The organism is Micromonospora sp. WMMD712 (assembly GCF_029581295.1).
Taxonomy (GTDB): domain Bacteria; phylum Actinomycetota; class Actinomycetes; order Mycobacteriales; family Micromonosporaceae; genus Micromonospora; species Micromonospora carbonacea.
Window position 1 is genome coordinate 814895 of the sequence record NZ_CP120743.1, and the last position, 24296, is coordinate 839190.

Consider the following 24296-nt stretch of genomic DNA (forward strand, 5'->3'; position numbering starts at 1 on the left):
GTCATGGAGTCCTACTACGAGTACCGGCACCTGGTCGGTTTCGAGGAGACCAACCTCGTCGGGAACGTCTACTACGTCAACTACATGCGCTGGCAGGGCCGGTGCCGGGAGATGTTCCTGCGGGACCAGGCGCCGGAGGTCCTGGCGGACATCCGCGACGACCTGAAGCTGTTCACCCTCAAGTGCGAGTGCGAGTTCTTCACCGAGATCACCGCGTTCGACGAGCTGTCGATCCGGATGCGGCTGGAGGACCTCACCCAGACCCAGATCGGCTTCGCCTTCGACTACGTGCGGCTGCGCGACGGCTTCGAGGAGCTGGTGGCCCGGGGGCGGCAGCGGATCGCGTGCATGCGCGGCCCGAACACCGACACCCGGCCGACCCGGGTGCCGGACACGCTGCGGGCGGCGCTGTCGCGCTACGCGGTGACCCCCGCCGCGGGCGGCCAGCGCAAGGTCCTCGAAGGCGTCGGGGAGGGCTGAGCCGTGACCAGAGCGGACCAGCGGCCGACCGTCGGCGCGGTGACGACGGCCCCGCCGGCAACGGCGGCCAACCACGCCGAGCTGCGGGCGGTGATGGGGATGTTCGCCACCGGCGTGACGGTGGTGACGTCGGGCCGGGACCTGCCGCACGGCATGACCGCGAACGCGTTCACCTCGGTGTCGCTGGACCCGGCGATGGTGCTGGTGTGCGTGAAGCGCAGCTCGGTCATGCACGACACCGTCCTGGCGCAGGGCTCCTTCGCGGTGTCGATCCTGGCCGCCGGCCAGGAGGGGCTGGCGCGTTACTTCGCCAGCTCCAGCCGGCCCCGCGACGAGCGGGAGTTCGAGACGGTGCCGTGCGAGGCGGGACCGCACACCGGGGCGCCGATCGTGTCCGGGAACGTGGCCTGGGTGGAGTGCAAGCTGGCGGCCGTGTACGACGGCGGCGACCACTCCATCTTCCTCGGCTCCGTGCTCGGCACCGGCCGGGGTGACAGCAGCGACGCGCTGCTGTTCCACGGCGGCCGGTTCTGTGAGGTGGGCAAGGGTTGACCGGGTCGGCCCGGCGCCGGCCGGGCCGACCACCCGACGGCCGGGCGGCCACGCACCCCGCGTGGTCGCCCGGCCGTCGCCGTGTCGCGGCGCTCCCGCTGGGCCATCGGCCGGGATCCTGCTAGGACTGGGGCCCGGCGGGGCCCTGGGCACACGACGAGGCGCAACCGGGCGGGGAGCACCGGTTGCGCCAGGGTCGCCGGGCAGGCGGGTCAGGCCTCGTGGACGTGCATCGGCAGGCCGCCGCGGACCCGCAGGGTCAGCATCGGCTCCGGCACCACCGGGTAGCCGGGTTGCAGCGACAGCCGCAGCTGCCGGGTCACGCAGGCCAGGACGAACACCGCCTCCATCAGCCCGAGGTTGTTGCCGACGCAGAAGCGCGGGCCGGCGCCGAACGGGATGTAGGCGTACCGCGGCCGGTCGGCGCGCCGGTCGGGGTCGAAGCGGTCCGGGTCGAAGCGGTCCGGGTCGGGCCAGAACTCCGGGTGCCGGTGCAGGGTGTACGGGCAGAGCACCACGTCCGCGCCGGCCGGCACGTGCCAGCCGCCCACGACGTCGTCGCCCTGGGCGATGCGGGGCAGCAGCCACACCGGCGGGTACAGGCGCATCACCTCGTCGACCACCATCGCGGTGTACCGCAGCCGGTGCAGGTCCTCGTACGTCGGGTTGCGGTCGCCGAGCACCTCGACGGCCTCGGCGTGCATCCGCTCCCACACCTCGTGGTGCCGGTCGAGCAGATAGAACGTCCAGGTCAGGGTGCTGGCGGTGGTCTCGTGCCCGGCCAGCAGCAGGGTGACCAGCTCGTCGCGCATCCGCTGCCGGGCCACCCGGGGGTCGGTCTCCCGGCTGGTCGACTCGATCAGCCGGGAGACCACGTCGTCGCGGCCGGCGATCCCGCCGGGCTGCGCCCGCCGGTGCGCCACCAGCCGGTCCACGATCTCCTGGAGCTCGGCGCGGGCCCGGCGGAAGCGCCGTTGCCGGGGCAGCGGCACCCACGGCGGCACGGCGCCCAGCGACATCATCTCGAAGATCGCCTGGTCCTGCACCGCCTCGAACGCCGCGCCGATGCCGCCGAACTCGCCGAGGTCGGCGTCGAGCAGCGTACGGCCCAGCACGCCGAGGGTCAGCTCGGTCATCTCGTGGCGGATGTCGACGGGGCCCGCGCCGACGGCGCGTTGCAGCCGGGCGGCCATCCGCACCGACTCCTCGGCGACCGCGTCGGCCTGACGGGCGATGCGGCGGGCCTGGAACACCGGCTGGATCACCTTGCGCTGCTTGGTCCACAGCTCGCCCTCGCTGGTGAGCAGGCCGTCGCCGAGGGTACGGCGGGCGTGCACCAGCCCGATGCCCTTGTGGTAGTTGCCCGGGTTCTCGGCCAGCACGTGCTTGGCGTGGTCGGGGTGGTTGAAGAACCACAGCGTCTTCGGCCCCAGCGGCAGCCGCACCGCGTCGCCGTGGCGGGCGGCGACCGCCCGCATGACGTCGAGACGGTTGCGGGCCATCCGCCCGAGCAGCACCGGGGCGGTCCAGGGCGAGGGGCCCGGCGGACGTACCCGGGCGGGGTCGGCGACCGCGGTCACGGCTGCACCCGGGCGGCGGCCCGGAACCGCGCGGCCACGGCCCGCCGCCACACCTCGTAGGCGGGCCGGCCGGAGGCGTCCGGGCCGGCGGGGATCAGCTCGTCGGTGACCCGGCCCGCGTCGGCGGCCGACGCCCGGCAGAACACCTGCGTGGCCAGCTCCGTGTGCGGCACCAGCAGCCCCGCCCGGATCCGGGCCTGCGCGGCGAACGCGCTGGCCTGGGCGACGAACGGGGCGTGCTCGCCGGCGCGGGCCAGGAACACCCGCAGCTCGTCGGCGGTGCACCCGCCCGCGTACGTCGCGGCGAGCCCGGCCCCGCTGTAGAGGTCCTCGTGCCGCGCCGCCGGGAACCGGTCGATCAGGTCGGCGGCGACGGTCGGGTCGCAGCCGGCGACGAACCAGGTGGCCCGGCCGATGCCCTGGTCGATGGCGCGGGCGGCGTACGCGGTGGGGCCCTCGGGCGGCCACGGGAAGTCGGTCACCGCGCGCTGGCCGTGCACGTACTCGGCGGTGCGGAAGTACGCCTGGTGGAAGCCGTAGCCGTCGTGCACGAGCCAGCGCAGCAGCGGGTCGGTGGCGGCGGCCAGGGCGCGTCGCCACAGCAGCTTCGGCAGCCGGGCCAGGGCCCAGCCGATCCCGACGTACGCCATGTAGACGTGCCGGTCGCCGGTGCCGGCGAGGAACTCGGCGCTGCGCCGGGGCGTGCCCGGGGTGAGCGCGTCGACCAGCGCGAAGCCCATGGCCGCGCCCTCGTAGGCGAACCCCTGGAAGCGGGTCGGCAGCGGGGCGAGGTCGGTGTCGACGTCGGTCACCCGGCGGGCGCCGGCGGCCGAGGAGAGTCCGGTCAGGAACGACGAGCCGACCGTCTCCAGGATGGTGCGTGACTCCGGGTTCTTGACGTGGAACCCCCGGGTGGAGACGAGGGTCTCCTTGACGTCGGGGGTGAGGACGCGGCGCCTGAGCGCGTAAATGGTGCCGGCCACCTGCTGCTCCCATTCATCGGAGGATCGACGATCCAACTGCCTCATCGTGCCGGCCGTCCGACGCCCGCAGCCACTTCCCGATTGCCCTCTGAGCTGCGGCGGAGCGGCCGGGACAACGGCACGCTGGGAGTAGTGCGCCGCTGCGGGGCGGGACACGATCGAGCCGCCCGCCACCTCGGCGGCGGCGTCGCGCCGCGCGGCACCGCGCCGGTCGCGGGCGGAGAGGAGCTCGCGATGTTGGTGCTCGTGACGGGCGGTACGGGCTTCGTCGGCGCGCACACGGTGGCGGCGCTCGTCGCGGCCGGGCACCGGGTGCGGGTGCTGGCCCGCGATCCGCGCCGGGTCGCCCCGGCCCTGACGCCGCTGTCGGTGCCGGACGACGCGGTGCACGTCGTCGACGGCGACGTCGTCGACGAGACGGCGGTGGCGCGGGCGGTGCGCGGCGTGGACGCGCTGGTGCACGCCGCGTCGGTCTACTCGTTCGACAGCCGGTCGCACGAGGCGACCCGCCGGACCAACGCCCGTGGCACGCAGGTGGTGCTGGCGGCGGCCCGCCGCCTCGGGGTGGGTCGCTCGGTGCACGTGTCGACGTTCGGGGCGCTGGCGCCGTCCCCGGCCGGGACGGTGGGCCCGCAGTCGCCGCCGACCACCGCCGGGGAGACGTACCTGGCGAGCAAGGCCGCCGCGGAGCGGGTCGCCCGGGGCCACCAGGCGCACGGCGACCCGGTGGTGATCGCCTATCCGCCCGCCCTGCTCGGGCCGCACGACCCGAAGCTCGGCGACCAGAACGCCCGGCTGCGTAACGTGCTGCGCGGCCTGATGCCGATGTGGCCCACCGGCGGCTTCCCGGTCGGCGACGTCCGGGACACCGCCGCCCTGCTCGCGGAGCTGGCCACCGCGCCGGCCGAGGACGGCGGGCGGCACCTCGGGCCGGGCCGCTACCTGAGCACCCGCGACTACGTGCGGGCCGTCCGCGAGGCGACCGGCCGCCGGCTGCCCACGCTGTTCCTGCCGGCCCGGGCGATGCTGCCCTTCGCCTACGCCACCGACCTGGTGCAGCGGGTGTGGCCGTGGCACATCCCGGCCGAGTACGGGGCGTGCTACGTCTGCGCCACCGACGCCCGCCCGCAGGAGGCGGCCCGGTCGGCGGGGCCGGCGCCCCGGCCGATCGGCGAGACGCTCGTCGACACGGTGCGCTGGCTGCACCGCACGGGGCGGCTCACCGCCGGCCAGGCCGGTCTGGCCGGCGCACCCGTCGTTCCCGCCGCGCCCGCGGCGGGTCCCGTCGAAGCCGCGGCGCCGCCGCGCAGGGAGGCACGATCATGACCATCGTCGAACCGCACCCGTCGCCGTCCACCGGGGCCACCGCCGTCGCGGCCTACCGCCAGGTCCGGCGGGCCACCGCGGAGCTGCTCGCCGAGGCGCCGCCCGGGGCCGACGCGCGGCCGGTGGCACACTGTCCGGACTGGACGGTCCGGGAGCTCGTCGCGCACCTCGTGGAGGTCTGCGCGCGGGTGCACGGCCGGGTCACCGGCGCGGTCCCCGGCCCGACGCCCGACGGCGGGGTGCCGGAGCTGCTCGCCGAGTGGGAGCGGCTGAGCGGGCCGGTGGAGGAGTTCCTCGCCGGTCCGGGCTCGATGGACGGGCACATCCTGGTGATGGACGCCTTCACCCACGAGCTGGACCTGCGTCAGGCGCTGGGCGTCGCCCCGCCGGTCGACCACCCGGCGCTGCCGGTGGCCTCCGGCGTCCTGCTCAAGGGGCTGTCCGCCTCGCTCGACGGGCACGGCCTGCCGCCGCTGGCGGTGCGGACCGAGCACGGCGACGCCGTGGCGGGAACGGGCGAGCCGACGGTCACCCTCGCCGGCCCGTGGCACGAGGTCTATCTGGCGCTGGCCGGTCGCCGCAGCGCGGCGCAGATCCGGTCGCTGCGGTGGAGCGCCGATCCGGGGCGCTGGCTGCCGGCGTTCACCTGGGGGCCGTTCCGGGTGCCGGAGTCGCCCGTCGCCGGTGCCGTGGGCTGAGCCGGCGCACCGCTGTCGGCTGCCGGCCGGTGCCCCCGGGGCACCGGCCCGCCGCCTTCTTCCGTGGGGGATCGATCCGAGCGCGTCGCCGGGTCCCGTTCGGCGCGCGCCCTCATCCCCCGGTGGCGGCCGCGCCGCCCGATCCGCGGCCCCGCCGCGCCGGGCCAGGGCCCGGGGTCCGGGGCCGCCACCGCCCGGGGGTGGCGGTCACGACTTGGCCCGGTGCAGCACCCGGGACGGCCGCGCGGTGCGCCGGTCGTTGCGGGCGAAGGCGCGGCGGTTGCGGGCCGCCGGGTCGGTGCTGTCCAGCTCGGGAAGCGCGATCAGGATGGGCAGGTCGAACACGCCGGTGTGGTGCAGCTCCAGGTCCACCGTGAGGTTGACGCCGGAGCCCACGGTGAGCGCGTCGTACGCGCCGACGGCGAGGGGGCGGCGCATGGACGGGCGGGCCGCGATGTCACCGAGCGCGATCGCGGCGGCGCGCAGGTACCACTCGCCCTCCGGCACGTCGCGCAGCACGTACTCGCCGGAGGCCTCCAGGATGTCGCAGGAGGCCGGCAGGCCCTGCACGATGGGGCTGTCGAAGACGCCGACGTAGACCTTCACCGGCACGTCGACCGGGGGCAGGACGAGGCGTCCGGAGATGGTGGCCCGGCGGCGCGGGCCGGCCGTGCGGGTGCGGGAGAGCTGCGGGATGCCGTTCTCGGCGAGCCAGCGGTAGCGGGCCGGCGAGATGCCGACACTGCGGGTGAAGCGGCTGATGAAGGTGCCCAGGCTGTTGTAGCCGACGGCATAGGCGATGTCGGTGACGCTCATGTCGGTCTCGAGCAGCAGGTTCTTGGCCTTGTAGAGCCGGATCGCGGTCAGGAATCGGCCCGGCGAAGTGCCCGTCTTCGACCGGAACAACCGAGAGAAGTAAAAGCGGCTGAGAAAGGCCGAATCGGCCATTGCGTCGAGTGACAGGGGTTCGTGGTAACGATCCCACATGATCGAGATGGCTCTTTCGACGGCGTTGTGCACGGCCAATCACTCCATTCGGTGAACACGTTGGGGACACTCCGGCCATACCCGGCGCGACCGGCCCGGGTATGGCGCCGCCGGCCGCGGGATACCCCCCACGACCGGCGGCGTTGCCCTGCCCAGGGTCGCCACGACCTCGTCGTCGCTCCGTGACGGAACAGGTGTTCGATCACCCGGCTCGAATTGTGGAGAAATGCCAGTCCACCGGCCTGTCGGGTGGCGCAAGTGCGGACCGAAACGTATCGGGCCGCGCTTACCGTGAGTGTCCTAAGTGGTCCGGATGGAGTAGGACGATACCATGCATGGAGATCAATCAATACGGGACTTTCGAATGTTCCCACGGCCGGCGAGGCGATTTAATCTGACAGACGCAGCGATTATCCGAATTGGTCGGCGATGCGAGCCCTGTCCATAGTTGATCACTGCGGCGCCGCGAGCCTGCCGCCCAACCACCGGGCCGCGGCCATCGCCGACCAGGCGGAAACCTCCACCAGCGCCCGGTCGTCCACGCCCGCCAGCCGGCAGCCCCGCACGACCGTCGGGTCCACCTGGTAGGACGCGAAGGCGACCAGCAGGGCCAGCCGGGCGACGGGCCGCTGGGCTTCGGGAAGCCCCTCGACCAGACCCTCCACCCAGGACCGGCTGATCCCCCGCGGACCGCCGTGCCAGCCGACCAGGTTGGCCAGCACCAGGTCGCGCACCGCCTCGGGCACCGAGCGCCGACCCGCCGCCTCGATCGCCGCGCTGGCCCGGCCGAACGCCTCCGCGATCGTCGGGCTGCCCGCCGCCCAGGACAGGTCCGCCGGCAGCGGCGCGGCCGGCAGCAGGTCCAGCGAGAGGCCGGGCCCGTGCGGCCGGCGCGACGCGCCCATCATCGCCCAGCCCAGCACCCGCAGCACCATGGGCAGCGCCAGCTCCGGCACCCCCGGCGGCAGCGGCACGTCGCGCAGGAAGACGTTCACCACCCGGTTGAGGTAGTGCAGCAGCACCGCCACCCCGACCAGCTCCGGCGTCTGGGCGGCGGGGAACGGCGCCGGTGGCGGGTTCCCACCGACCGGCATCGCCCAGCCGACGAGCCCCTCCAGCTCCGCCGGGCCGCCGCCGGACCCCGGGTCGGGCCGGGCGCGGCCGTCCACGCCCACGCCGACCCCGGTGAGCAGGCCCAGCGCGTTGTTGTGGATGGTCGCGCAGTACGGGCAGGTGTTGCCCAGCGAGACCGAGGTGGCCACCGTCTCCTTGGCCGCCCGCGAGGCGGCCCCGGACACGATCAGCGTCTCCCGCATGAGCAGCCACGCCGCGGCCAGCACCTCCGGCGCCGGGGCGTGCAGGGCCATCGGTGGGGCCAGCACACCGAAGTCCCTTTCCACCTGCCTGTACACCTCGGCCACCAGGCCACTGGCCCGCCCCCGACGCACCGCGTCGACGTATCGGATCTGCGTCAAACCGAGCGAGCCCAGCACCGGTCGCAGAACACTTGCCGGCATCACGTACCTCATCCGTCTCTGTGAATTGAAAACAGGTTATCGGCGAAAAGTGCCTTCAGCCAGTAGGCAGTACGGCCCAGCCGCGCCGACGGTTCAACTGCGGGACAGTTCCCGCAGTAGGCAATCTGGGAGAGCACTCCAGCTGCGACGACGTGCCATCATGGGCCAGCGGAATCGCTGCCCGACCGTCTTCGCCAGCGTTTCCGTGTCGCCCCGCAGCCCCGTCGGAGATTGCTGCGGCCAGCGCCGACAGCGGCCCTACTTCGTCGTGGAACGCACCGTCGTTCGCCTGGCCCCAGATCGCCCGAGCAACGAGGAGATGGCTCATGGAAACGACGACGAGACAGCCGGGAATCAGAGTCCCGCTGATTGACGAGGATCAGGCCCAGGGTCGTACCGCCGAACTCTACGAGGAAATCAAGGCGGTCACCGGGCTCCCATTCGTGCCCGACATGTTCCGGCTCACCTCCACCAATCCGCGGCTGCTCGCGGTGGTGGTCGCCGGCTACGGCGGCATCTTCGGCGGGGACACCCTGCCCCGGCAGCTCAAGGAGCTGATCTCGGCCTGGACGTCCAAGCTGAACGGCTGCCCGTACTGCGTCGGGACGCACAGCTGGTTCCTCAGCCAGTTCGGCGGCAGCGACGAGCTGCTGGAGGCGGTGTCGGACGCCGACAGCGTCGAGGACCTGCCCGTCGACGAGCGCACCCTGCCGCTCATGCGGCTGGTGACCAAGGTGAGCACCGGCTCGTACAAGATCACCGACGCGGACTGGGAGCAGGCCGCCGCCGCCGGCTGGAGCGACGCCGAGATGCTGGAGGCGGTCTTCTGCGCCTGCCTGTTCGCGTTCATCAACCGGCTGGTCGACGCCACGGGGCTGGGCTCGTCGGTCGACCGCAGCCGCATCGCGCGGCTCGGCGACGAGTGACCCGCGGCCGGGAAGGGACGCCATCATGACCCAGTCACGCGCCATCCTGCTGACCGGCGCCTCGTCGGGCACCGGAATGTCCTCGGGCAGCGGCAAGGCCACCGCGCTGCGGCTGCACCGGGCCGGCTGGCCCGTCTACGCCACCGGACGCAACGTGGAGGCCCTGGCCGACCTGGCCGACGAGGGCATCACGGTGCTCTACCTCGACGTCAACGACGAGGAGTCGATGGCCGCAGCGGTCAAGCGGATCACCGACGAGCACGGCGCGGTCGGCACGCTGATCAACAACGCCGCGTACAGCCTCAACGGCACCATCGGCGAGACCCCGATGGACGAGGTCCGCGCCCAGTTCGAGACGAACGTCTTCGGGCTGTGCCGGCTCACCCAGCTGGTCCTGCCCGGCATGCGGGAGCAGGGCGGCGGCCGGATCATCATGATGTCGTCGATCTTCGGCATGTTCGCCACCCCGGGCCGGGGCTACTACCAGGCCACCAAGCACGCGCTGGAGGCCATCAGCGACTCCCTGCGCCTGGAGGTCGCCCCGTTCGGCATCAAGGTGGTCGTGCTCCAGCCGGCGCCCATCCTGGGCGGCTTCGTCCCCGACAGCGTCGCCGACCTGGGCATGGACTCGCACGACAACCCCGCGTTGTACCGGGACTTCTGGGAGCACTTCGTCGACTGGCACCAGGCGTACCGGCTCAGCGACAACCCGCCGCTGCGCGGCAAGATCGCCGTCCGCGCCGAGAACGTCGCCAAGGTCCTGGAGACGGCGGTCTCCACCCCGAACCCGCGCATCCGCTACCGGCTCGGCATGCCGCCGCGCCTGCTGCCGAAGATGCGGGCGATGATCGGTGAGCGCGGGTGGGAGAAGTTCGTCCGCGCGTTCTTCCCCATCCCCTGACCGCCCGCACGAGCGGCGCCGACGGATCTCGTCGGCGCCGCTGCGCGTTGCCCGGGGTGCCGTCACGTGCCCTCGCCCGTCAGGCCCGGGATTCGTCGATGCGCAGGGACCCCGCCCGCCCGCCGCGCGGGCGCAGCCACAGCAGGGCGACGACCACGGCCAGGACCGCGCCGTCGACGAACAGCAGGAAGGCGCTGAAGCCGTCGATGCCGTGCCCGTGCGCGTCGACCACCACGTTGGTGCTGGCCTGACGCGCGGCGTCGTCGAGCGGGGCCGGCGCGACGCCGGTGCCCACGCTGAACCGGTACGCCCCGGTGCTGGTCGTGCCGTCGGCGAAGGTGACGTGGTAGGCGACCGTGTAGTCGCCGGCGGCGTCGACGCCCAGCGGCAGCCGCAGCCGGGTGGAGCCGACGCGGGTCGGCTCGGCGTCGGTGAGCCGCCCGCCGTCCGCGTCGAGCACCGCGACGTGCGACTGTCCCTCGTCGACCTCGGCGGCGAAGCCCAGGGTCACCTCGGCCGGCGCGGTGGTGAGCACCGCGCCGGCCGACGGTTCGGAGGTGACCGGGCCGTCGGCGGCCCGGGCCGCGCCGGGGGTGAGCGCGAGCAGCCCGACGACCGCCGCCACCACGGCGGTGGCCGCCGCCCGGCGACGGCCGCCGGGCGGGCGGCTCAGCTCACGCGGCATGAGGCGCGAGGGACCGGCCGGCGACGCGGTGCCCGACGCAGCTGCACGTCATCAGCTCCTGCTCCTGCCGGTTCGGCCGCAGGTGCAGGTACATCGCGATCACCATGGGGATGAAGACCACGGAGTTGTAGAACAGGTGCAGCTCCACCCGCGGCAGCACGAGCTGGAGGATGCTGGTCGGCACCTTCTGGCCGAAGAACATGGTGCCGGACTGCACCTGCCACAGCAGCAGGAAGTGCTCGATGTGGTGCCAGAACTGGATGGCCAGCGCCACGGTCCACCAGGTGCGGGCGCGGCCGACGAAGCCTCGGCGCAGCGCGAAGAGGAAGACCAGCATCACGATGGCGTAGCCGTAGTGCAGCCACTCCGAGGAGACCAGCCACGGGTAGAACTGCCCGAGCACCCCCCGGGCCTTGGGCCGGGGCATGCCGAGCACCCAGATCTGGTACGCCTGCACCAGGTGCTCGGCCCAGTGCGCCAGCACGACGAAGAGGAAGACGTTGAGGGCGGCCCGGTGGTGGGCCCCGTTGAGCCGGCCGAGCAGCCCCGAGGACGGAGCGGCGGTGGAGAGGGGTTGGGACATCTTTTGCACCTTCCGTAAGGACGCGGGAGAGTGGAAACGCGGGAGAATCGCCGTACGGCCCGTGGCGGGCGAGACAGCGGCTGCCGCGAAGCTAACCGGCCGACCCGCGCCGCAGTTCCTCCAGATTGCCCAGGTGCTGTCGGAAACCCGTCCGTTCCGCGGGCCCGGGGTCAGGAGCCGATCCAGTTGGCGTGGAAGCCGCTGGGCACCCGGCCGGGCAGGTGCACGACGGCCACCGGCTCCCCGGTGAAGTCGCCGGCGTCGAGCACCACCAGATCGCTGCGGCCGGTGCGCCCGTCGTGGACGTACGTCAGCAGCCAGCCGTCGTCCTCGGCCGAGAGCGGCCCGCGCGGGACGAAGACCGCCTCCCCCGCCTCCCGGTGCGGCCCGAAGTCGTGCACCGCCACCTCGCGGCGCAGCAGGTCGTGGCGCAGCAGGGCGGAGCCGCCCAGCACCCCCGCGCCGGACTGCATGGCCACCGTGTAGGCGTACCGGTGCCGCATCGTCTTGCGGCGCTCGTCGATGCGGGGGAACTCCTGGGGGATGTCGTCGAGCTGCTCGGCGGCGACCGTGCCCCGGGTCAGGTCCAGCGTCCAGCGCCACAGCGTCGGCGCGGACTCCCCCGGGGCGTGCAGGTCGCGGTCGAAGACCCGGTCGTGGCGCACCACGTCGACCACGCACGTGTCGTCGACCTCGTAGGCGTTGACGGGGTGGAAGACGTAGCAGGGGTCGACGTCGAACCAGCGCACGTCGGCCCCGCGCCCCTCCCGGGGCAGCAGCCCGAGCCGCGCCGCGCGCCCGCGCTGCCACGCGTACGGGAAGCGGGAGCCCGCGCGGGCCAGCGTCGGCGAGAAGGTGACCGGCAGGTCGAACAGCACCGAGTGCCGGTCGGTCAGCGCCAGGGAGTGCATCAGCGGCGGCCCGGCGACCTCGACGCGCTCGCTGCGGCGCACCCGCCCCTCGGGGGTCAGCACGAGATGCTCGACGTACGGCAGCTCGTGGTAGTAGGCCACGGCGAACAGCTCGCCGGTGACCGGGTCGCACTCGGCGTGGGCGGCGAAGCCGTGCGGCAGGGTGGCGTCGAAGTCGATGCGGGCCACCGAGCCCAGTTCGTCGTCCAGCTCGACCGGCAGCACGCCGGCCTCGCCGAGGGCCAGGGTGCGCCCGCCGTGCCGGATGACGTTGGCGTTGGCGTTGTCGGACAGCCCGTGCCGCGGGCCGGGCAGGGCGAGCTCGCCCAGGGCGCGGGTGGTGCGGTCGGTGCGGATCCACCGGTTGCGGTACCACAGCGCGCGGCCGGAGCGCAGGCGCACGCCGTGCACCATGCCGTCGCCGACGAGGGCGTGGCCGGGCCGGTCGCCGCCCATCGGGTTCGGCCCGATGCGCACGAAGCAGCCGTCCAGCTCGGCGGGCAGCCGCCCGGTGACCGTCAGGTCGAGCTCCGTCGCCTCGGTGGCGACGGGGCGCCGGTTGTCGTTTCGGGAGAGGGTTCTGGGGGCGAGGGCGACGACGCTCATTGCGGCCTCCACGAGCTGGGGCGATCTTTTTGCGTATCGCGGTTACGTAACAGCGTTACTTCATTGAAGGTACGCCGGGCGTGAGATCATGTCAACGTGAGCCCGCGCCGAATCGACCCGACCCTGGCGACCGCCCTGCTGGAGGCGGCGGCCCGACTGCTCGCCGAGGAGGGCGCCGCCGGCCTCACCACGCGCCGCCTCGCCGCCGCCGTGGGCACCTCGACCACGGCCGTCTACACGCACTTCGGCGGCATGGACAACCTGGTCCGGGCGATGGTGCACGAGGGCTTCGCCCGCCTGCACCGGCGCATGTCGACCGTGCGGGCCACCTCCGACGCGGTCGCCGACGTGATGGCGCTCGGCTACGCCTACCGGGCCAACTCCCTCGACCACCCGCAGCTCTACCAGGTCATGTTCGGCAGCGCCGCGCTCGGCGGGTTCGCCCTGGCCGACGGCGACCGGCAGCACGGCAAGTACACGCTCCAGCCGCTGGTCGACGCGGTGGCCCGGGCCACCGAGCAGGGCCGGTTCCGCGCCGGGGATCCGCTGCTGGTCGCACAGAACATGTGGATCGCCCTGCACGGGCTGGTGAGCCTCGAGCTCGGCGGCTACCTGATCGACCCGTACGACGCCGACGTCTGCTTCGAGGCGCAGCTGCGCTCGCTGATGGCCGGCGCGGGCGACGACTACGAGGCGACCGCCGCCTCCCTGGCCCGGGCCCGCCGCCGGCGTTCCCCCCGCGCCTGACGGCGGCCCGGCGCGGCGGAGAGCACGCGGCGACGGCGCACGGCGATCCTGCGCACCACGATCGCGCACGGCAACGGCGGAGAAGCGACGCGCATCCCCCGGTGTGATGCTCAGGACGGGTCCCGAGCACGTCCGCAATGGAAGCGCATCCACACCTGTCCGCCCACGCGACAGGATCGCCCATCCCCCCACGCACCGAAGGACGCCGATGATGCACGGAATCGATTATCTGGTGGTCGGATCCGGCTCCGCCGGAGCCGCGCTGGCCGCCCGGCTCAGTGAGGACCCCGCCCGCCGGGTGCTGCTGCTGGAGGCGGGCCCCGACTTCGCGACGGTGGCCGAGACCCCGACCGACCTGCTCGACGGCAGCGCCATGTCGATGGACCGCCACGACTGGCACTTCAAGGCCGAGATCACCGACCGCCGGCGGATCATCTTCCCGCGCGGGAAGGTCACCGGCGGCTCCTCCGCCGTCGGGGCGACCATCGCGCTGCGCGGCACGCCGAACAACTTCGACGAGTGGGCCGAGCTGGGCAACCCGGCCTGGGCCTGGGACGAGGTGCTGCCGTTCTACAAGCGGCTCGAGGACGACCAGGACTTCGACAACGAGTACCACGGCAAGGGCGGCCCCATCCCGATCCACCGGTTCACGCCCGACGAGATGACCCCGGTGCAGCACGTGTTCCGCGACGCCTGCGTCAAGGCCGGCTTCCCGGAGGTCGAGGACCACAACCACCCGGAGGCCACCGGCGTCGGCCCCATCCCGTCCAACCGCCAGGGCAGCCACCGGTTTTCCACCGCGATGGGATACCTGGCCGAGGCCCGGGGCCGGGAGAACCTGGAGATCCGCTCCGGGGTCCAGGTCAACCGGGTGCTGTTCACCGGCAACCGGGCGCGCGGCGTCGAGGTCGCCAAGCCCGGCGGCGGCACCGAGGTGATCGAGGCCGGCGCCGTCGTGCTGGCCGCCGGCGCGGTCAACTCGCCCGCCATCCTCATGCGCTCGGGCATCGGCCCGGCCGGGGACCTGCGGCGGCTGGGCATCGACGTGCTGCTGGACCGGCCCGGGGTGGGCGCCGACCTGATCGACCACCCGCGTACCGGCGCGTTCATGGTGCCGCAGGAGGGGAGCTTCAGCCCCGAGGACCCGTTCCTGCAGACGATCCTGCGGACCACCGCGCCGGGTTCGGCGGAGTTCAACGACCTCCAGTACTACATGATCAACCACTTCGACCTGACGCTCTTCCCGGAGCTGCAGATGCTGGCCGCCGCGAAGACGATCTTCGGGGTGATGGTCGTGCACCAGCGGCCCGAGTCCCGGGGACGGCTCACCCTCACCTCGGCCGACCCCACCGCCCCGCCGGACGTCGTGCTCAACTTCCTCGACACCGAGCGCGACATCCAGACCCTCGTCGCCGCCGTGCGCCAGTGCTGGCAGTTCATGCAGACGGCGGGCATCAACGACCAGGGGCAGCGGTTCGTGGTGCTCGGCGAGGACATGGTCGCCGACGACGAGCTGATGCGTCACTACGTCAGGCTCAGCCTCGACAGCGGCTACCACCCCGTCGGCACCGCCCGGATGGGCGCGGCCGGCGACGAGGGGGCGGTGGTCGACGAGCGGCTGCGCGTGCACGGCACCGAGGCCCTGTACGTCTGCGACGCCTCCGTCATGCCGTCGATCGTCAACTGCAACACCAACCTCACCTCCATCATGATCGGCGAGCGGCTCGCCGACTGGCTCCGGCAGTCCTGACCGGTCCCACCGGCACGGGCGTCCCGCGGTGCGAAACCCCGCGGGACGCCCGTCTCGCTGCGTGCCCCCGGGGTCTCGGGGCTGAGGTCTCGCGGCCTGAGGCGTTCCAGGAGCGGACGCGGGTGGCCGGCGGCGGGGCGGGTGCCGCCTTCCCGGGACCTCGCGTCGTCGACTAGGGAGCTGAGTCAGCTACGACATCACGCCGGCCGGCTCGGTCGCCCGGGGTCGGTCCGGTGCTGTTCGGCTCGGTCGCCCGCAGCAGGGCCGGCGCTGCTCGGCGCGCCGACAGGCACTGGGCCTGGCGGCGTGATGTCGTAGCTGACTCAGCTGCGTAGGCGCCGACAGGACCACCCGCCGCAGGCGGGGTTCCCTGCGCGCCGTCGGGTCGGCACCGCCAAGCCGGCCGGGACCGCCCTCAGGGCGGCACTGTCAGCCGGCTGGGCCGGGACACGCTGCCCGACGCCGCACGGGCCGCCCGCCAGGTGGCAGACGGCCCGCGGGCCGACCATGCGGTGCACGGAGCGCCCAGGGGGGTGCGGACCGACGCTCCGTGCACCGCGGTCGGTAGGCGCGCTGGGGGGGGCGCCTAGACCGTGTTCTCGCTGACCTTGCGCGGCACCGGCACCGGCGCGGGCTGCTGCGCCTCGGCGGTGTCCACCGGCTCCTGCCGCTCGGCGGCCGACGACGACGGCCCGGCCGGGATGCCCCGGTCCCGCAGACCGATCCAGATCAGCGCCACCGACACCAGGATCACCACGATCTGCACCTGCATGGCGAAGTGGACGCCGTCCAGCACGTCCGTGCGGGCGGCCACGAGCGCGCCGAAGATCGGGATGCCGATGGTGACCGCGATCTGCTGGGCCAGGGTGGCCAGGCCGGTCGCCAGGCCCTGCTGCGAGTCGTCCAGGCCGGAGGTGGCGGTCACCGTGTAGGCGACGACGGCGGTGACGTGCCCGAAGTACATCAGGAACAGCGACGGCACGATCAGGGCCAGGCTGGGCGTGGTCGACGTGCCGGTCAGCAGCAGCGGGGCGGTGGTCAGGCCCTGCGCCAGCAGGCCGACGGCGAGGACGTTGCGGTAGCCGTACCGGCCGATCATGCGGCCGGCGATGACGCCCGCGACGACGGCGACCAGGCCCGGCCCGCCGAACACCAGGCCGGTGGTGAACGGGGCCATCTTGAGCACGTCCTGCATGTAGAGGGTGAGGCCGAAGTTGACGCCGCTGGCCATCACGAAGGCGACGATGCCGCCGTAGTTGCCCCACTTGATGTTCGGCCGGTTGAGCAGGGTCAGCGACACCAGGGGCGCCTTGGCCTTCAGCTCGACGAACCAGAAGGCCGCGATGAGCACCGCGCCGACGACGAGGGCGATCCAGCTCTGCATGCTCACGCCGTAGACCAGGGCGAGCAGGCCGGCGGTGACCGTGACGGCGCCGGGCACGTCGAGCTTGACGCCGGCGGGACGGACGCTCTCCTTGATCACCAGGGGGGTCAGCACCATGATGGCGACCGCCACCGGCACGTTGATCCAGAACGCCCAGCGCCAGTCCAGGGCGCTGACCAGGCTGCCGCCGACCAGGGCCCCGACGGTGAAGCCACCGGAGAGCAGCGCGCCGTTGAGGCCGAGCACCCGGGCGCGGGCCCGCTCGTCGGAGACGGTGGTGATCAGCAGCGCCATCGCGGCCGGGATGGCGATCGCGTTGGCGAAGCCCTGGAGCACGCGGGCGCTGAGCAGCATCGCCGCGTTGTTCGCGAAGCCGCCGAGCAGTGAGGCCACGGTGAGCAACGCGATGCCGGTCAGGAACAGCCGCCGGCGGCCGAACAGGTCGGCGACCCGGCCGAACAGGAGCGTGAAGCCGGCGGCGGGCAGCGCGTACGCGCTGGCCACCCACGGCAGGTCGGCCAGCGACAGGCCGACGCCCTCCCCCATCCGGGGCAGTGCCACGTTGAGGATCGAGAAGTCGACCGACAGCATGAACTGTGCGCCGAGCAGGACGAATAGGGCAAGTTTCTGCGCGGAGCTGAGCTGCTCCGACGTGCTCTGGTTCTCCGCCATGCCCACGAACCCTAGGTAGCCGCGGCCCGGCTACCCATCTCCCTGCCATGCGTACCACTGGCAGTGGCACCCTCGGCACCCGCCGTGCCGGTCCCGTTCCACGCTACCCGGTCGACGCGCTCTTCGAGCTTGCTCTATTTCCCGCCCGCCGTCGAGGGGGCGTGGGCTGCCCGGGGGCGCGACCCCCGGGCAGCCGACGGGCCGTCAGTCGACGAGCACTCCGCACCCGACGGTGGTGATCGAGCCGGTGAGGCCGCTGGACAGGTCCGAGGCGAGGTACACGGCGGTGCCGGCCACGTCCGCCAGGGTCACCGCCCGGCCCAGCAGCGGGTTCGGCATGCCCGGCTTGGCGGCGAGCATGTCCTCCAGGGTCGCCCCGTTCGCCTCGGCCGCGCGCCGCCACGTCTCGCGGACGTACGAGCCGTGCTGCACGCTCTCCGGGATCGCGTCGGGACGCAGGCAGACCACCCGCACCCCGAACGGGCCCACCTCGCCCGCCAGCTCCCGGGCCAGCGACTCGATGCCGGCGCACGCCACGCCGAAGCCGCCGGAGGGCATGGGCGCCCGCGCGGCGGACGTCGACAGCACCACGATGACGCCGCTGCGCTGCTCCACCATCCGCCGCGCCGCCGCCGCCGTGGTGAGGAACTGGGTGCGCACGAAGGTGTTCATCGGCAGCAGGAAGTCGTCCAGGTCCAGCTCGCGCAGCGGGACGCCCTGCACGTGGTCCAGGCCGACGGCGTTGAACGACACGTCGATGCTCCCGGCCCGCTCGGCGACCAGCTCCGCGTGGGCGTCGACCGCCTCCGGGTCGAGGGCGTCGACCTGGTGGGCGTACGCCCGGCCGCCGTCGGCGGCGATCTCCTTGGCGAGCATCTCGACCCGGTCGAAGTGGTGGCCGGCCAGGTAGAGCGTGGCGCCCTCGCGGGCGTAGGCACGCGACACGGCGCTGCCCAGCGCGCCGGCGGCGCCGTAGACGATCGCCGTCCTGTTCTCCAGCAGCATGTGTGATCCCCTCGTCGTGGGCGGGTCCGGCGACGCCGGACCGGTTCGTCAGACCGACGGGCGACCCTTCGGGAAATATACATTTGCCGCCGATTTGTTGTGCTTGATCCGGTCAGCTTCCGGTGACCTCCGCCAGGCGGTCCCGCAGGTACCGGCGCTCGACGTCGTTGCCGGCGAGCTCCAGCGCCCGCCGGTACGCCCCGGCCGCGTCGGCCCGCCGGTCCAGCCTCCGCAGCAGGTCGGCACGGACGGCCGGGACGAGGTGGTGGCCGGCCAGGTCGCCGGAGCGCTCCACCCGCTCCAGCAGCTCCAGGCCCCGCTGCGGGCCGTCCGCCATGGCGACCGCCACCGCCTGGTTGAGCCGCACCACGGCCGACGGCGTCAGCTCGGCCAGCTCGGCGTAGAGCCCGGCGATCTGCGCCCAGTCGGTGCGCGCGGCGTCGGGGGCGCACGCGTGGCAGGCCGCGATCGCCGCCTGCACCTGGTAGAGGCCCGGCCGCCCGTGGCGCAGGGCCCGCTCCAGCAGCCGTGTCCCCTCGGCGATGCGGCCCCGGTCCCACCGCCGGCGGTCCTGCCGTTCCAGCGGCACCAGGTCGCCGTGCGCGTCGGTGCGGGCGTCGCGCCGGGCGTCGTGCAGCAGCAGCAGCGCGAGCAGCCCGAGGCTCTCCGGATCGTCGGGCAGCAGCCGGGCCAGCAGGTGGGCCAGCCGCACGGCCTCCGCGCACAGCCCGTGCCGCAGCAGCTCCACGCCGGCCGTGGCCGCGTACCCCTCGGTGAACAGCAGGTACACCACCGCGCGCACCGCCGCGGCCCGGCCGGGCAGCTCGGCGGCCGGCGGCAGCTCGCCGCGCAGGCCGGCCTCGCGGACGCCGCGCCGGGCCCGCACCAGCCGCTGCGCGAGGGTGCCCGGCGGGACCAGCAGGGCGCGGGCGATCTCCGCTGGGCCGAGGCCCACGACGGTACGCAGGGTCAGCGCGACCTGAGACGTCAGCGACAGCGCGGGATGGCAGCAGGTGAAGATCAGCCGGAGCTGGGCGTCCCGGATCACCGGCGGCACCGGCGGCGCGTCCGCGTACGTCGGCAGGGTGACCGCGGCCTCGCGCAGCCGGACGGCGGCCATGTTCTCGTGCCGCAGCCGGTCGACGGCCCGGTTGCGCGCCACGGTCGTCAGCCAGGCCCCGGGCCGGCGGGGCACGCCCTCGCCGGGCCAGCGTTGCAGCGCGGCGGCGAACGCGTCCTGCACGCAGTCCTCGGCCAGGGCCCGGTCCCCGGTGAGGGCGACCAGCGTGCCGACGAGCTGGCCGTACTCCCGGCGGAACGCCGTGGCCACGGCGGCGTCGACCGGGAAGGTCACCGGGTCCAGACCGGCCGCACCTCGATGACGCCCAGCGCGGCGAACGGGTGCAGGGCGGCCAGTTCCGTCGCCTCGTCGAGGTCGGCGCAGCGCAGCACGACGAACCCGCCCACCTGCTCCCGGGCCTCGGCGAACGGCCCGTCGCAGACCAGCGTGGCCCCGGCCCGGGAGCGCACCGTGCGGCCGGCGCGGCCGGGTCGCAGGCGCTGCCCGCCGGCGAACGCCCCGCGGCGGCGCACCTCGTCGAGCCAGGCCCGGTGCCGGGGGTCCCCGTCGATCTCCGCAGGGCTGAGCTCGCCGGCCTCGTCGTGATAGATCACCAGTGCGTACTCCACCGTCGCCCTCCCAGGTCCGCGCATTACAACGAGGCAGCACGCAGGAAGAAGCGGGGGGTGTGCGGCTCGGCCAGTCTTGGTGCAATCCATGCCCGCCGAGGAGGCATCCCATGCGTCAATCTCAGGTCACCGTCAACGGGGTCGACATCGCATACCGCGAACTGGGCGAGGGCCCGCTGGCCCTGCTGGTGCACGGCTTCCCGTTCACCCCCAACTCGTTCCGGCACCTGGTGCCGGTGCTGGTCGACGCCGGCTACCGGGTGGTGACGCCGTGGACCCGCGGCTTCGCCCCCAGCTCCGTCCCGCCGCCCGGCAGCGAGCACATCCGCGACATGGTGGGCGACGTCAACGCCCTGCACGAGGTGCTCGGCGGCGACGAGCGGGCGGTGCTGATCGGCCACGACTTCGGGGCCGCCGTCGCGTGGGCCGCGGCCGTGCAGGCGCCGGAGCGCTGGTCGCGGCTGGTCGCCTGCGACGTGCCGCCGTTCCAGTTCTTCGGCGAGTATCTGCTCGACCCCCGGGGCATCAACGTCCAGGCCCACTTCTGGTTCTTCCAGATGGCCGCCGCCGACGAGCTGGTCGCCGCCAACGACCTGGCCTTCCTGGAGTTCATGCTGCACAAGTACTCCCGCGACGGCTACGACGTCACGCAGGACCTGGCCGACATCCGGGCCGCCCTGGGCCGGCCGGAGAACCTGCACGCCGCCTTGGGCATGTACCGGACGAACTTCCCGCCGGCGACCTTCGGCACCCCGGACTGGGCGGCGGAGCAGGGCGCGCTGTGGGGCGCCCTGCCGACGCAGCCGACGCTGAACATCTTCGGCGTGCAGGACGTCGCCTTCGCGATGAACGAGGAGAAGCTCGCCCGGATCGTCGAGGCCCTGCCGAAGGGGTCGGCCGGCGCGCTGGTCCCCGACTCGCGGCACGTCCCGCTCACCGAGCAGCCGGAGATCACCAACGCCCACATCCTGCGCTTCCTGGCCGAGACGGCCTGACCGTCCGATCAGGACACTCGTCCGGCTCCGGCCGGGTCCGGCGGAGACCGCCCGCCCGGCCGGAAACCGTTGGTACTCCTACGGTGGGTACCACTGACAGTGTCATGCTCGTCGGCCATACTGAGTCGCATGAATCCGCTGGGCGAGTTCCTCCGATCGCGTCGCGGCGTCATCCGCCCGCAGGACGCCGGCCTCACCCGCTACGGCGAGCGCCGGCGGGTCTCCGGGCTGCGCCGCGAGGAGCTGGCCCAGCTCGCCGGGGTCAGCGTCTCCTACTACACCCGGCTGGAGCAGGGCCAGGCGCACAACGTGTCCGACGAGGTGCTCGACGCGGTCGCCCGTGCGTTGCAGCTCGACAGCGACGAGCGCGCCCACCTGTTCGTGCTGGCCCGCCCAGGCCGGTCCGCGGGCGACCGGGTCGCCCGAGCCCACGCGGCGCCGCCGGCCCTGCAGCAGATGCTCGCGATGATGCCCGACGTGCCGGCGATGGTGCTCGGCGCCGCGACCGACGTGCACGCCTGGAACCCGCTGGGCCACGCGCTGCTCGCCTGGCACCTCGACGAGCCGCCCAACATGAGCAGCTCGGTCTTCCTCGACCCCCGCATGCGCGAGCTGTACGCCGACTGGCCGGGCAAGGCCCGCTCCGTGGTGGCCTACCTGCGGATGGCCGTGGGGCGCTACCGGGGCGACCGCCGGGTCGTCGGGCTGGTCGAGGAGCTGCTGTCGCGCAGCCCGGAGTTCGCCGCCATGTGGGCCGAGCACCCGGTGAGCACCTGCGAGTCGATGACCTACGACATGGCGCACCCGGTGGTCGGGGCGCTGACGGTCAACCAGCACACGCTGCGGCTGGAGGAGACCCCCGACCTGATGCTGGTGACCTTCACCGTCGAGGCCGGCTCGCCGTCGTCGGCGGCGCTGCGGATGCTCGGCGGCATCCCCCGCCGCGCGTCCGCCGTGGCCCCGCCGCCCACGCCCCGGCACAGCGTCACCGTCACCTGAGCCGCCCGCCCGGGCGGAGCCGCCACGGACGCCCGCCGCCGCGCACACGGCGGCGGCCGGCTCCCGGGGGACGGCCCGCGCCGCCCGGCCGGGAACCGGCCGCCCCGACGGGTGGGACGTCGCCGCCCCACCGCACCGGCGTCACTGCGTGCCGGCCTCCGCCGGCTGGGCGGCCGCGCCGTCCTGGCGCACCCGGAACTTGTTGACCCCGGTCCACCAGTTCTCGCCCGGGTTGGCGGCCTCGTCGGAGTCGTAGCGGTCGTGGTGACGCCACCAGTCCCACGGGTGGGCCAGCCCCTCCTCCTGCCGCCCCAGCGGGGTGACGTCGAGGTAGTTGTAGGTGTTGATGAACACCTCGCCGCCCCGGTCGAACACCGAGCTGGCGTGGTAGATCTTCTCGCCGTCGCGGATGAACGAGCTGACGGCCGGCAGCTCGCCCTTCTCCATCGAGACGTTGAAGTCGTAGTTGAAGTCGCTGCCGAATGACGAGACCCACGGGATGTGGCTCCAGCCCATCCGGGCCTTGAACTGCTCGATCTTCTCGATCGGCGCGCGGGCGATCATCACGAACGAGGTGTCCCGGGCGTGCATGTGCGACAGGTTGCCGACGTTGTCGGCCTGCATCGAGCAGCCGACGCAGCCCTCCTTCGCCTCCGGGGCGAACATGAAGTGCCGCACGATGAGCTGGCGGCGGCCCTGGAACAGGTCGAGCAGCGTCACCGGGCCCGACGGCGAGGCGAACACGTACTCCTTCTCCACCGGCACCACGGGCATGGCCCGGCGGGCGGCGCTGAGCTGGTCGCGCGCCCGGGTCAGCGCCTTCTCCTCCTCCAGGAGCTTCTCCCGGGCCGTGGTCCATTCCTCACGCGAGACGATCTGCGGAAAAGCCATCGTTCCTCCCTCGACGGTCGCCGCCGGGCCTGGGGAAGGCCGGGCGACACCTGCGAGCCTGGCACGGGCCCCGCCTGCCGACTTCTCTCCTCGTGCCCTCCCCGTCTCGCCCTCACCTGTCCTGTGTGGACGCCGGGCAATCCGGAAGAGGCCACGGCCCGCGGAGTGTGACAGCGTCGAGGACGCCTGGCCGACACGACCACGGTCGATCCGGTCGCCCCGTTGAGGAGGACACGTGTCCACGACCACCGAAGCACCCACCCGTGAGGAGCTGGTCCAGCGGGCGGCGGGTCTCGTCCCGCTGATCCGCAAGCACGCGGCGTGGCAGGAGGAGAATCGGCGGCTGCACGACGAGACGGTCGCCGCGATCGAGGAGGCGGGGCTGTTCAGGCTCCGCACGCCCCGCCGCTACGGCGGGTACGAGGTGGACACCCGCACCCTCGTGGCGGTCGCCACGGAGCTGGGCCGGGGCGACGCCAGCACCGCGTGGGTCACCTCGGTGCTGTGGATCCCCACCTGGCTCGCCGGCCTCTTCCCCGACGAGGCCCAGGACGAGGTGTTCGCCGTTCCCCACGCCCGGGTGTGCGGCACCAACAGCGTCGGCGGCACGGCCGTGCCCACCGACGGGGGCGTCGTCGTCAACGGCAACTGGCACTTCATCAGCGGGGCCCACCACGCGCAGTGGCAGGAGATCGCGGTGGTCGTGCTGCGCCCCGACGCCGAGCCGGAGCCGATCATGGCGCTGGTGCCGATCGGCAGCCTGGAGATCGTCGACGACTGGTACACCACCGGCCTGACCGCGACCGGCAGCGTCACCACCGTGGCCCGGGACCTGTTCGTCCCGAACAGCCACATCATCCCGATGAGCGCGGCGATGATCCCGCAGGGCCTGTCGCAGGGCAACGCCGACTCCCCCGTCTGGCGCACCCCGGCGGCGCTGAACGCGGCGGCGTCGGGCGTGGGCGCGGCCGTCGGCGTGGCCAAGGCCGCCCGCGACGAGTTCTTCGACCGGCTGCCCGGCCGGAAGATCACCTACACGGAGTACGAGAACCAGAGCGAGGCCCCGGTCACCCACCTGAAGGTCGGCACCGCGCTCATGAAGATCGAGCAGGCCGAGTTCCACGCCTACCACGCCGCCGACCTGGTCGACACGAAGGCGGCCACCGGCGCCGAGTGGACCCTCGAGGAGCGGGCCCGGGTGCGCGCCGACCACGGCTGGGCCACGCGGCTGGCCAAGGAGGCGGTGGACCTGTTCGCCTCGGCCAGCGGCGGCACCTCCATCTACCGGGACGTGCCGATCCAGCGGATCGTCCGCGACGTCAACGCGATGAGCCTGCACGGGCTGATCAACCCCGACACCAACACCGAGCTGTACGGCCGGATCGCCTGCGGCCTGGGCCCGAACACCCTGTTCATCTGAGGCGACGCG

23 protein-coding genes are annotated in these 24296 nt (G+C 73.5%); 11 read left to right on the forward strand and 12 right to left on the reverse strand.

Translation table 11 applies throughout. The annotated features are described in order from the left end of the window. Positions 1 to 3 precede the first annotated feature (3 nt). Together O7633_RS03260 and O7633_RS03265 are read left to right on the forward strand one after the other, a co-directional pair. The gene (locus O7633_RS03260; RefSeq protein WP_074476331.1) at positions 4 to 480 is read left to right on the forward strand and encodes an acyl-CoA thioesterase; all 477 of its coding nucleotides are present in this window, start codon (positions 4 to 6) and stop codon (positions 478 to 480) included. Between the two features lie 93 nt (positions 481 to 573). Next, positions 574 to 1032 carry a flavin reductase family protein gene (locus tag O7633_RS03265; protein ID WP_176734953.1) on the forward strand — a complete coding sequence of 153 codons (459 nt, stop codon included), beginning with the start codon at positions 574 to 576 and terminating at the stop codon, positions 1030 to 1032. A gap of 212 nt (positions 1033 to 1244) precedes the next feature. On the opposite strand, the gene O7633_RS03270 is transcribed toward O7633_RS03265, so the two are convergent. Together O7633_RS03270 and O7633_RS03275 are read right to left on the reverse strand one after the other, a co-directional pair. Continuing rightward, complete coding sequence (locus O7633_RS03270; RefSeq protein WP_178065368.1) at positions 1245 to 2612, reverse strand: cytochrome P450; 1368 nt, start codon at positions 2610 to 2612, stop codon at positions 1245 to 1247. Then, on the reverse strand, positions 2609 to 3595 hold the full coding sequence (locus tag O7633_RS03275) for a DUF1702 family protein (RefSeq protein WP_074476330.1): 987 nt from the start codon (positions 3593 to 3595) through the stop codon (positions 2609 to 2611). The genes O7633_RS03270 and O7633_RS03275 overlap by 4 nt, the downstream gene beginning before the upstream one ends. 234 nt (positions 3596 to 3829) lie before the next feature. Between O7633_RS03275 and O7633_RS03280 the strand changes: the two genes are divergently transcribed. Both O7633_RS03280 and O7633_RS03285 read left to right on the forward strand, forming a co-directional pair. Then, positions 3830 to 4921, forward strand: a complete 1092-nt coding sequence (locus tag O7633_RS03280; protein ID WP_282325935.1) for an SDR family NAD(P)-dependent oxidoreductase — start codon at positions 3830 to 3832, stop codon at positions 4919 to 4921. Then, on the forward strand, positions 4918 to 5619 hold the full coding sequence (locus tag O7633_RS03285; protein ID WP_282325936.1) for a maleylpyruvate isomerase family mycothiol-dependent enzyme: 702 nt from the start codon (positions 4918 to 4920) through the stop codon (positions 5617 to 5619). Before O7633_RS03280 ends, O7633_RS03285 begins: the two co-directional genes overlap by 4 nt. A 207-nt stretch (positions 5620 to 5826) precedes the next feature. Here O7633_RS03285 and O7633_RS03290 read toward each other — a convergent pair whose 3' ends face one another. Further along, the gene (locus tag O7633_RS03290) at positions 5827 to 6606 is read right to left on the reverse strand and encodes a helix-turn-helix transcriptional regulator (RefSeq protein WP_256095754.1); all 780 of its coding nucleotides are present in this window, start codon (positions 6604 to 6606) and stop codon (positions 5827 to 5829) included. Positions 6607 to 7058: 452 nt separating this feature from the next. Beyond that, positions 7059 to 8123, reverse strand: coding sequence for a carboxymuconolactone decarboxylase family protein (locus O7633_RS03295; RefSeq protein ID WP_282325938.1), 1065 nt, complete (start codon positions 8121 to 8123; stop codon positions 7059 to 7061). 452 nt (positions 8124 to 8575) lie between these two features. Between O7633_RS03295 and O7633_RS03300 the strand changes: the two genes are divergently transcribed. Together O7633_RS03300 and O7633_RS03305 are read left to right on the forward strand one after the other, a co-directional pair. Further along, positions 8576 to 9049: a carboxymuconolactone decarboxylase family protein gene (locus tag O7633_RS03300; RefSeq protein WP_282328459.1), complete on the forward strand. Its 474-nt coding sequence runs from the start codon at positions 8576 to 8578 to the stop codon at positions 9047 to 9049. A 25-nt stretch (positions 9050 to 9074) separates the two neighbouring features. Further along, on the forward strand, positions 9075 to 9950 hold the full coding sequence (locus tag O7633_RS03305; RefSeq protein WP_178065361.1) for an SDR family NAD(P)-dependent oxidoreductase: 876 nt from the start codon (positions 9075 to 9077) through the stop codon (positions 9948 to 9950). A gap of 79 nt (positions 9951 to 10029) precedes the next feature. Here the strand turns inward: O7633_RS03305 and O7633_RS03310 are convergent, their stop codons facing one another. From O7633_RS03310 to O7633_RS03320, 3 genes are all read right to left on the reverse strand, one after another. Continuing rightward, positions 10030 to 10635 carry a copper resistance CopC family protein gene (locus O7633_RS03310; RefSeq protein WP_282325939.1) on the reverse strand — a complete coding sequence of 202 codons (606 nt, stop codon included), beginning with the start codon at positions 10633 to 10635 and terminating at the stop codon, positions 10030 to 10032. Continuing rightward, positions 10625 to 11218 carry a hypothetical protein gene (locus tag O7633_RS03315; protein WP_043969043.1) on the reverse strand — a complete coding sequence of 198 codons (594 nt, stop codon included), beginning with the start codon at positions 11216 to 11218 and terminating at the stop codon, positions 10625 to 10627. The genes O7633_RS03310 and O7633_RS03315 overlap by 11 nt, the downstream gene beginning before the upstream one ends. Before the next feature lie 170 nt (positions 11219 to 11388). Next, positions 11389 to 12735 carry a carotenoid oxygenase family protein gene (locus tag O7633_RS03320; protein ID WP_282325941.1) on the reverse strand — a complete coding sequence of 449 codons (1347 nt, stop codon included), beginning with the start codon at positions 12733 to 12735 and terminating at the stop codon, positions 11389 to 11391. Between the two features lie 96 nt (positions 12736 to 12831). On the opposite strand from O7633_RS03320, the gene O7633_RS03325 reads away from it, so the two are divergent. Together O7633_RS03325 and O7633_RS03330 are read left to right on the forward strand one after the other, a co-directional pair. After that, positions 12832 to 13482 (forward strand): TetR-like C-terminal domain-containing protein, encoded by a 651-nt coding sequence (locus O7633_RS03325; RefSeq protein ID WP_074476322.1) that lies wholly within the window; start codon positions 12832 to 12834, stop codon positions 13480 to 13482. A 211-nt stretch (positions 13483 to 13693) separates the two neighbouring features. Further along, entirely contained in the window at positions 13694 to 15232 is a 1539-nt protein-coding gene (locus O7633_RS03330) for a GMC family oxidoreductase N-terminal domain-containing protein (protein WP_282325942.1), read from the forward strand. 586 nt (positions 15233 to 15818) lie between these two features. Here the strand turns inward: O7633_RS03330 and O7633_RS03335 are convergent. From O7633_RS03335 to O7633_RS03350, 4 genes are all read right to left on the reverse strand, one after another. Continuing rightward, positions 15819 to 17288, reverse strand: coding sequence for an MFS transporter (locus tag O7633_RS03335; protein WP_282325943.1), 1470 nt, complete (start codon positions 17286 to 17288; stop codon positions 15819 to 15821). 204 nt (positions 17289 to 17492) lie between these two features. Next, on the reverse strand, positions 17493 to 18293 hold the full coding sequence (locus O7633_RS03340) for an SDR family oxidoreductase (protein ID WP_074476319.1): 801 nt from the start codon (positions 18291 to 18293) through the stop codon (positions 17493 to 17495). 112 nt (positions 18294 to 18405) lie between these two features. Beyond that, positions 18406 to 19647, reverse strand: coding sequence for a sigma-70 family RNA polymerase sigma factor (locus O7633_RS03345; protein ID WP_348776316.1), 1242 nt, complete (start codon positions 19645 to 19647; stop codon positions 18406 to 18408). After that, entirely contained in the window at positions 19644 to 19982 is a 339-nt protein-coding gene (locus O7633_RS03350) for a YciI family protein (protein ID WP_074476317.1), read from the reverse strand. The genes O7633_RS03345 and O7633_RS03350 overlap by 4 nt, the downstream gene beginning before the upstream one ends. A 110-nt stretch (positions 19983 to 20092) precedes the next feature. Between O7633_RS03350 and O7633_RS03355 the strand changes: the two genes are divergently transcribed. Both O7633_RS03355 and O7633_RS03360 read left to right on the forward strand, forming a co-directional pair. Beyond that, complete coding sequence (locus tag O7633_RS03355; RefSeq protein ID WP_074476316.1) at positions 20093 to 20977, forward strand: alpha/beta hydrolase; 885 nt, start codon at positions 20093 to 20095, stop codon at positions 20975 to 20977. Positions 20978 to 21106: 129 nt separating this feature from the next. Beyond that, positions 21107 to 21976, forward strand: a complete 870-nt coding sequence (locus O7633_RS03360; RefSeq protein ID WP_282325944.1) for a helix-turn-helix transcriptional regulator — start codon at positions 21107 to 21109, stop codon at positions 21974 to 21976. Between the two features lie 141 nt (positions 21977 to 22117). On the opposite strand, the gene O7633_RS03365 is transcribed toward O7633_RS03360, so the two are convergent. Then, positions 22118 to 22867: a DUF899 domain-containing protein gene (locus O7633_RS03365; RefSeq protein WP_178065353.1), complete on the reverse strand. Its 750-nt coding sequence runs from the start codon at positions 22865 to 22867 to the stop codon at positions 22118 to 22120. Positions 22868 to 23102: 235 nt separating this feature from the next. Between O7633_RS03365 and O7633_RS03370 the strand changes: the two genes are divergently transcribed. Next, on the forward strand, positions 23103 to 24287 hold the full coding sequence (locus O7633_RS03370) for an acyl-CoA dehydrogenase family protein (RefSeq protein WP_178065352.1): 1185 nt from the start codon (positions 23103 to 23105) through the stop codon (positions 24285 to 24287). The last annotated feature ends 9 nt before the right edge of the window (positions 24288 to 24296 follow it).

Bases quoted from the DNA above. Each gene is read 5' to 3' on its own strand.
- O7633_RS03330 (WP_282325942.1), top strand. From the start codon at position 13,694: ATGCACGGAATCGATTATCTGGTGGTCGGATCCGGCTCCGCCGGAGCC.
- O7633_RS03295 (WP_282325938.1), bottom strand. From the start codon at position 8,123: ATGCCGGCAAGTGTTCTGCGACCGGTGCTGGGCTCGCTCGGTTTGACG.
- O7633_RS03315 (WP_043969043.1), bottom strand. From the start codon at position 11,218: ATGTCCCAACCCCTCTCCACCGCCGCTCCGTCCTCGGGGCTGCTCGGC.
- O7633_RS03355 (WP_074476316.1), top strand. From the start codon at position 20,093: ATGCGTCAATCTCAGGTCACCGTCAACGGGGTCGACATCGCATACCGC.
- O7633_RS03290 (WP_256095754.1), bottom strand. From the start codon at position 6,606: ATGTGGGATCGTTACCACGAACCCCTGTCACTCGACGCAATGGCCGAT.
- O7633_RS03360 (WP_282325944.1), top strand. From the start codon at position 21,107: ATGAATCCGCTGGGCGAGTTCCTCCGATCGCGTCGCGGCGTCATCCGC.
- O7633_RS03300 (WP_282328459.1), top strand. From the start codon at position 8,576: ATGTTCCGGCTCACCTCCACCAATCCGCGGCTGCTCGCGGTGGTGGTC.
- O7633_RS03335 (WP_282325943.1), bottom strand. From the start codon at position 17,288: ATGGCGGAGAACCAGAGCACGTCGGAGCAGCTCAGCTCCGCGCAGAAA.
- O7633_RS03365 (WP_178065353.1), bottom strand. From the start codon at position 22,867: ATGGCTTTTCCGCAGATCGTCTCGCGTGAGGAATGGACCACGGCCCGG.
- O7633_RS03320 (WP_282325941.1), bottom strand. From the start codon at position 12,735: ATGAGCGTCGTCGCCCTCGCCCCCAGAACCCTCTCCCGAAACGACAAC.
- O7633_RS03265 (WP_176734953.1), top strand. From the start codon at position 574: ATGGGGATGTTCGCCACCGGCGTGACGGTGGTGACGTCGGGCCGGGAC.
- O7633_RS03340 (WP_074476319.1), bottom strand. From the start codon at position 18,293: ATGCTGCTGGAGAACAGGACGGCGATCGTCTACGGCGCCGCCGGCGCG.
- O7633_RS03280 (WP_282325935.1), top strand. From the start codon at position 3,830: ATGTTGGTGCTCGTGACGGGCGGTACGGGCTTCGTCGGCGCGCACACG.
- O7633_RS03260 (WP_074476331.1), top strand. From the start codon at position 4: ATGGAGTCCTACTACGAGTACCGGCACCTGGTCGGTTTCGAGGAGACC.
- O7633_RS03285 (WP_282325936.1), top strand. From the start codon at position 4,918: ATGACCATCGTCGAACCGCACCCGTCGCCGTCCACCGGGGCCACCGCC.
- O7633_RS03305 (WP_178065361.1), top strand. From the start codon at position 9,075: ATGACCCAGTCACGCGCCATCCTGCTGACCGGCGCCTCGTCGGGCACC.
- O7633_RS03310 (WP_282325939.1), bottom strand. From the start codon at position 10,635: ATGCCGCGTGAGCTGAGCCGCCCGCCCGGCGGCCGTCGCCGGGCGGCG.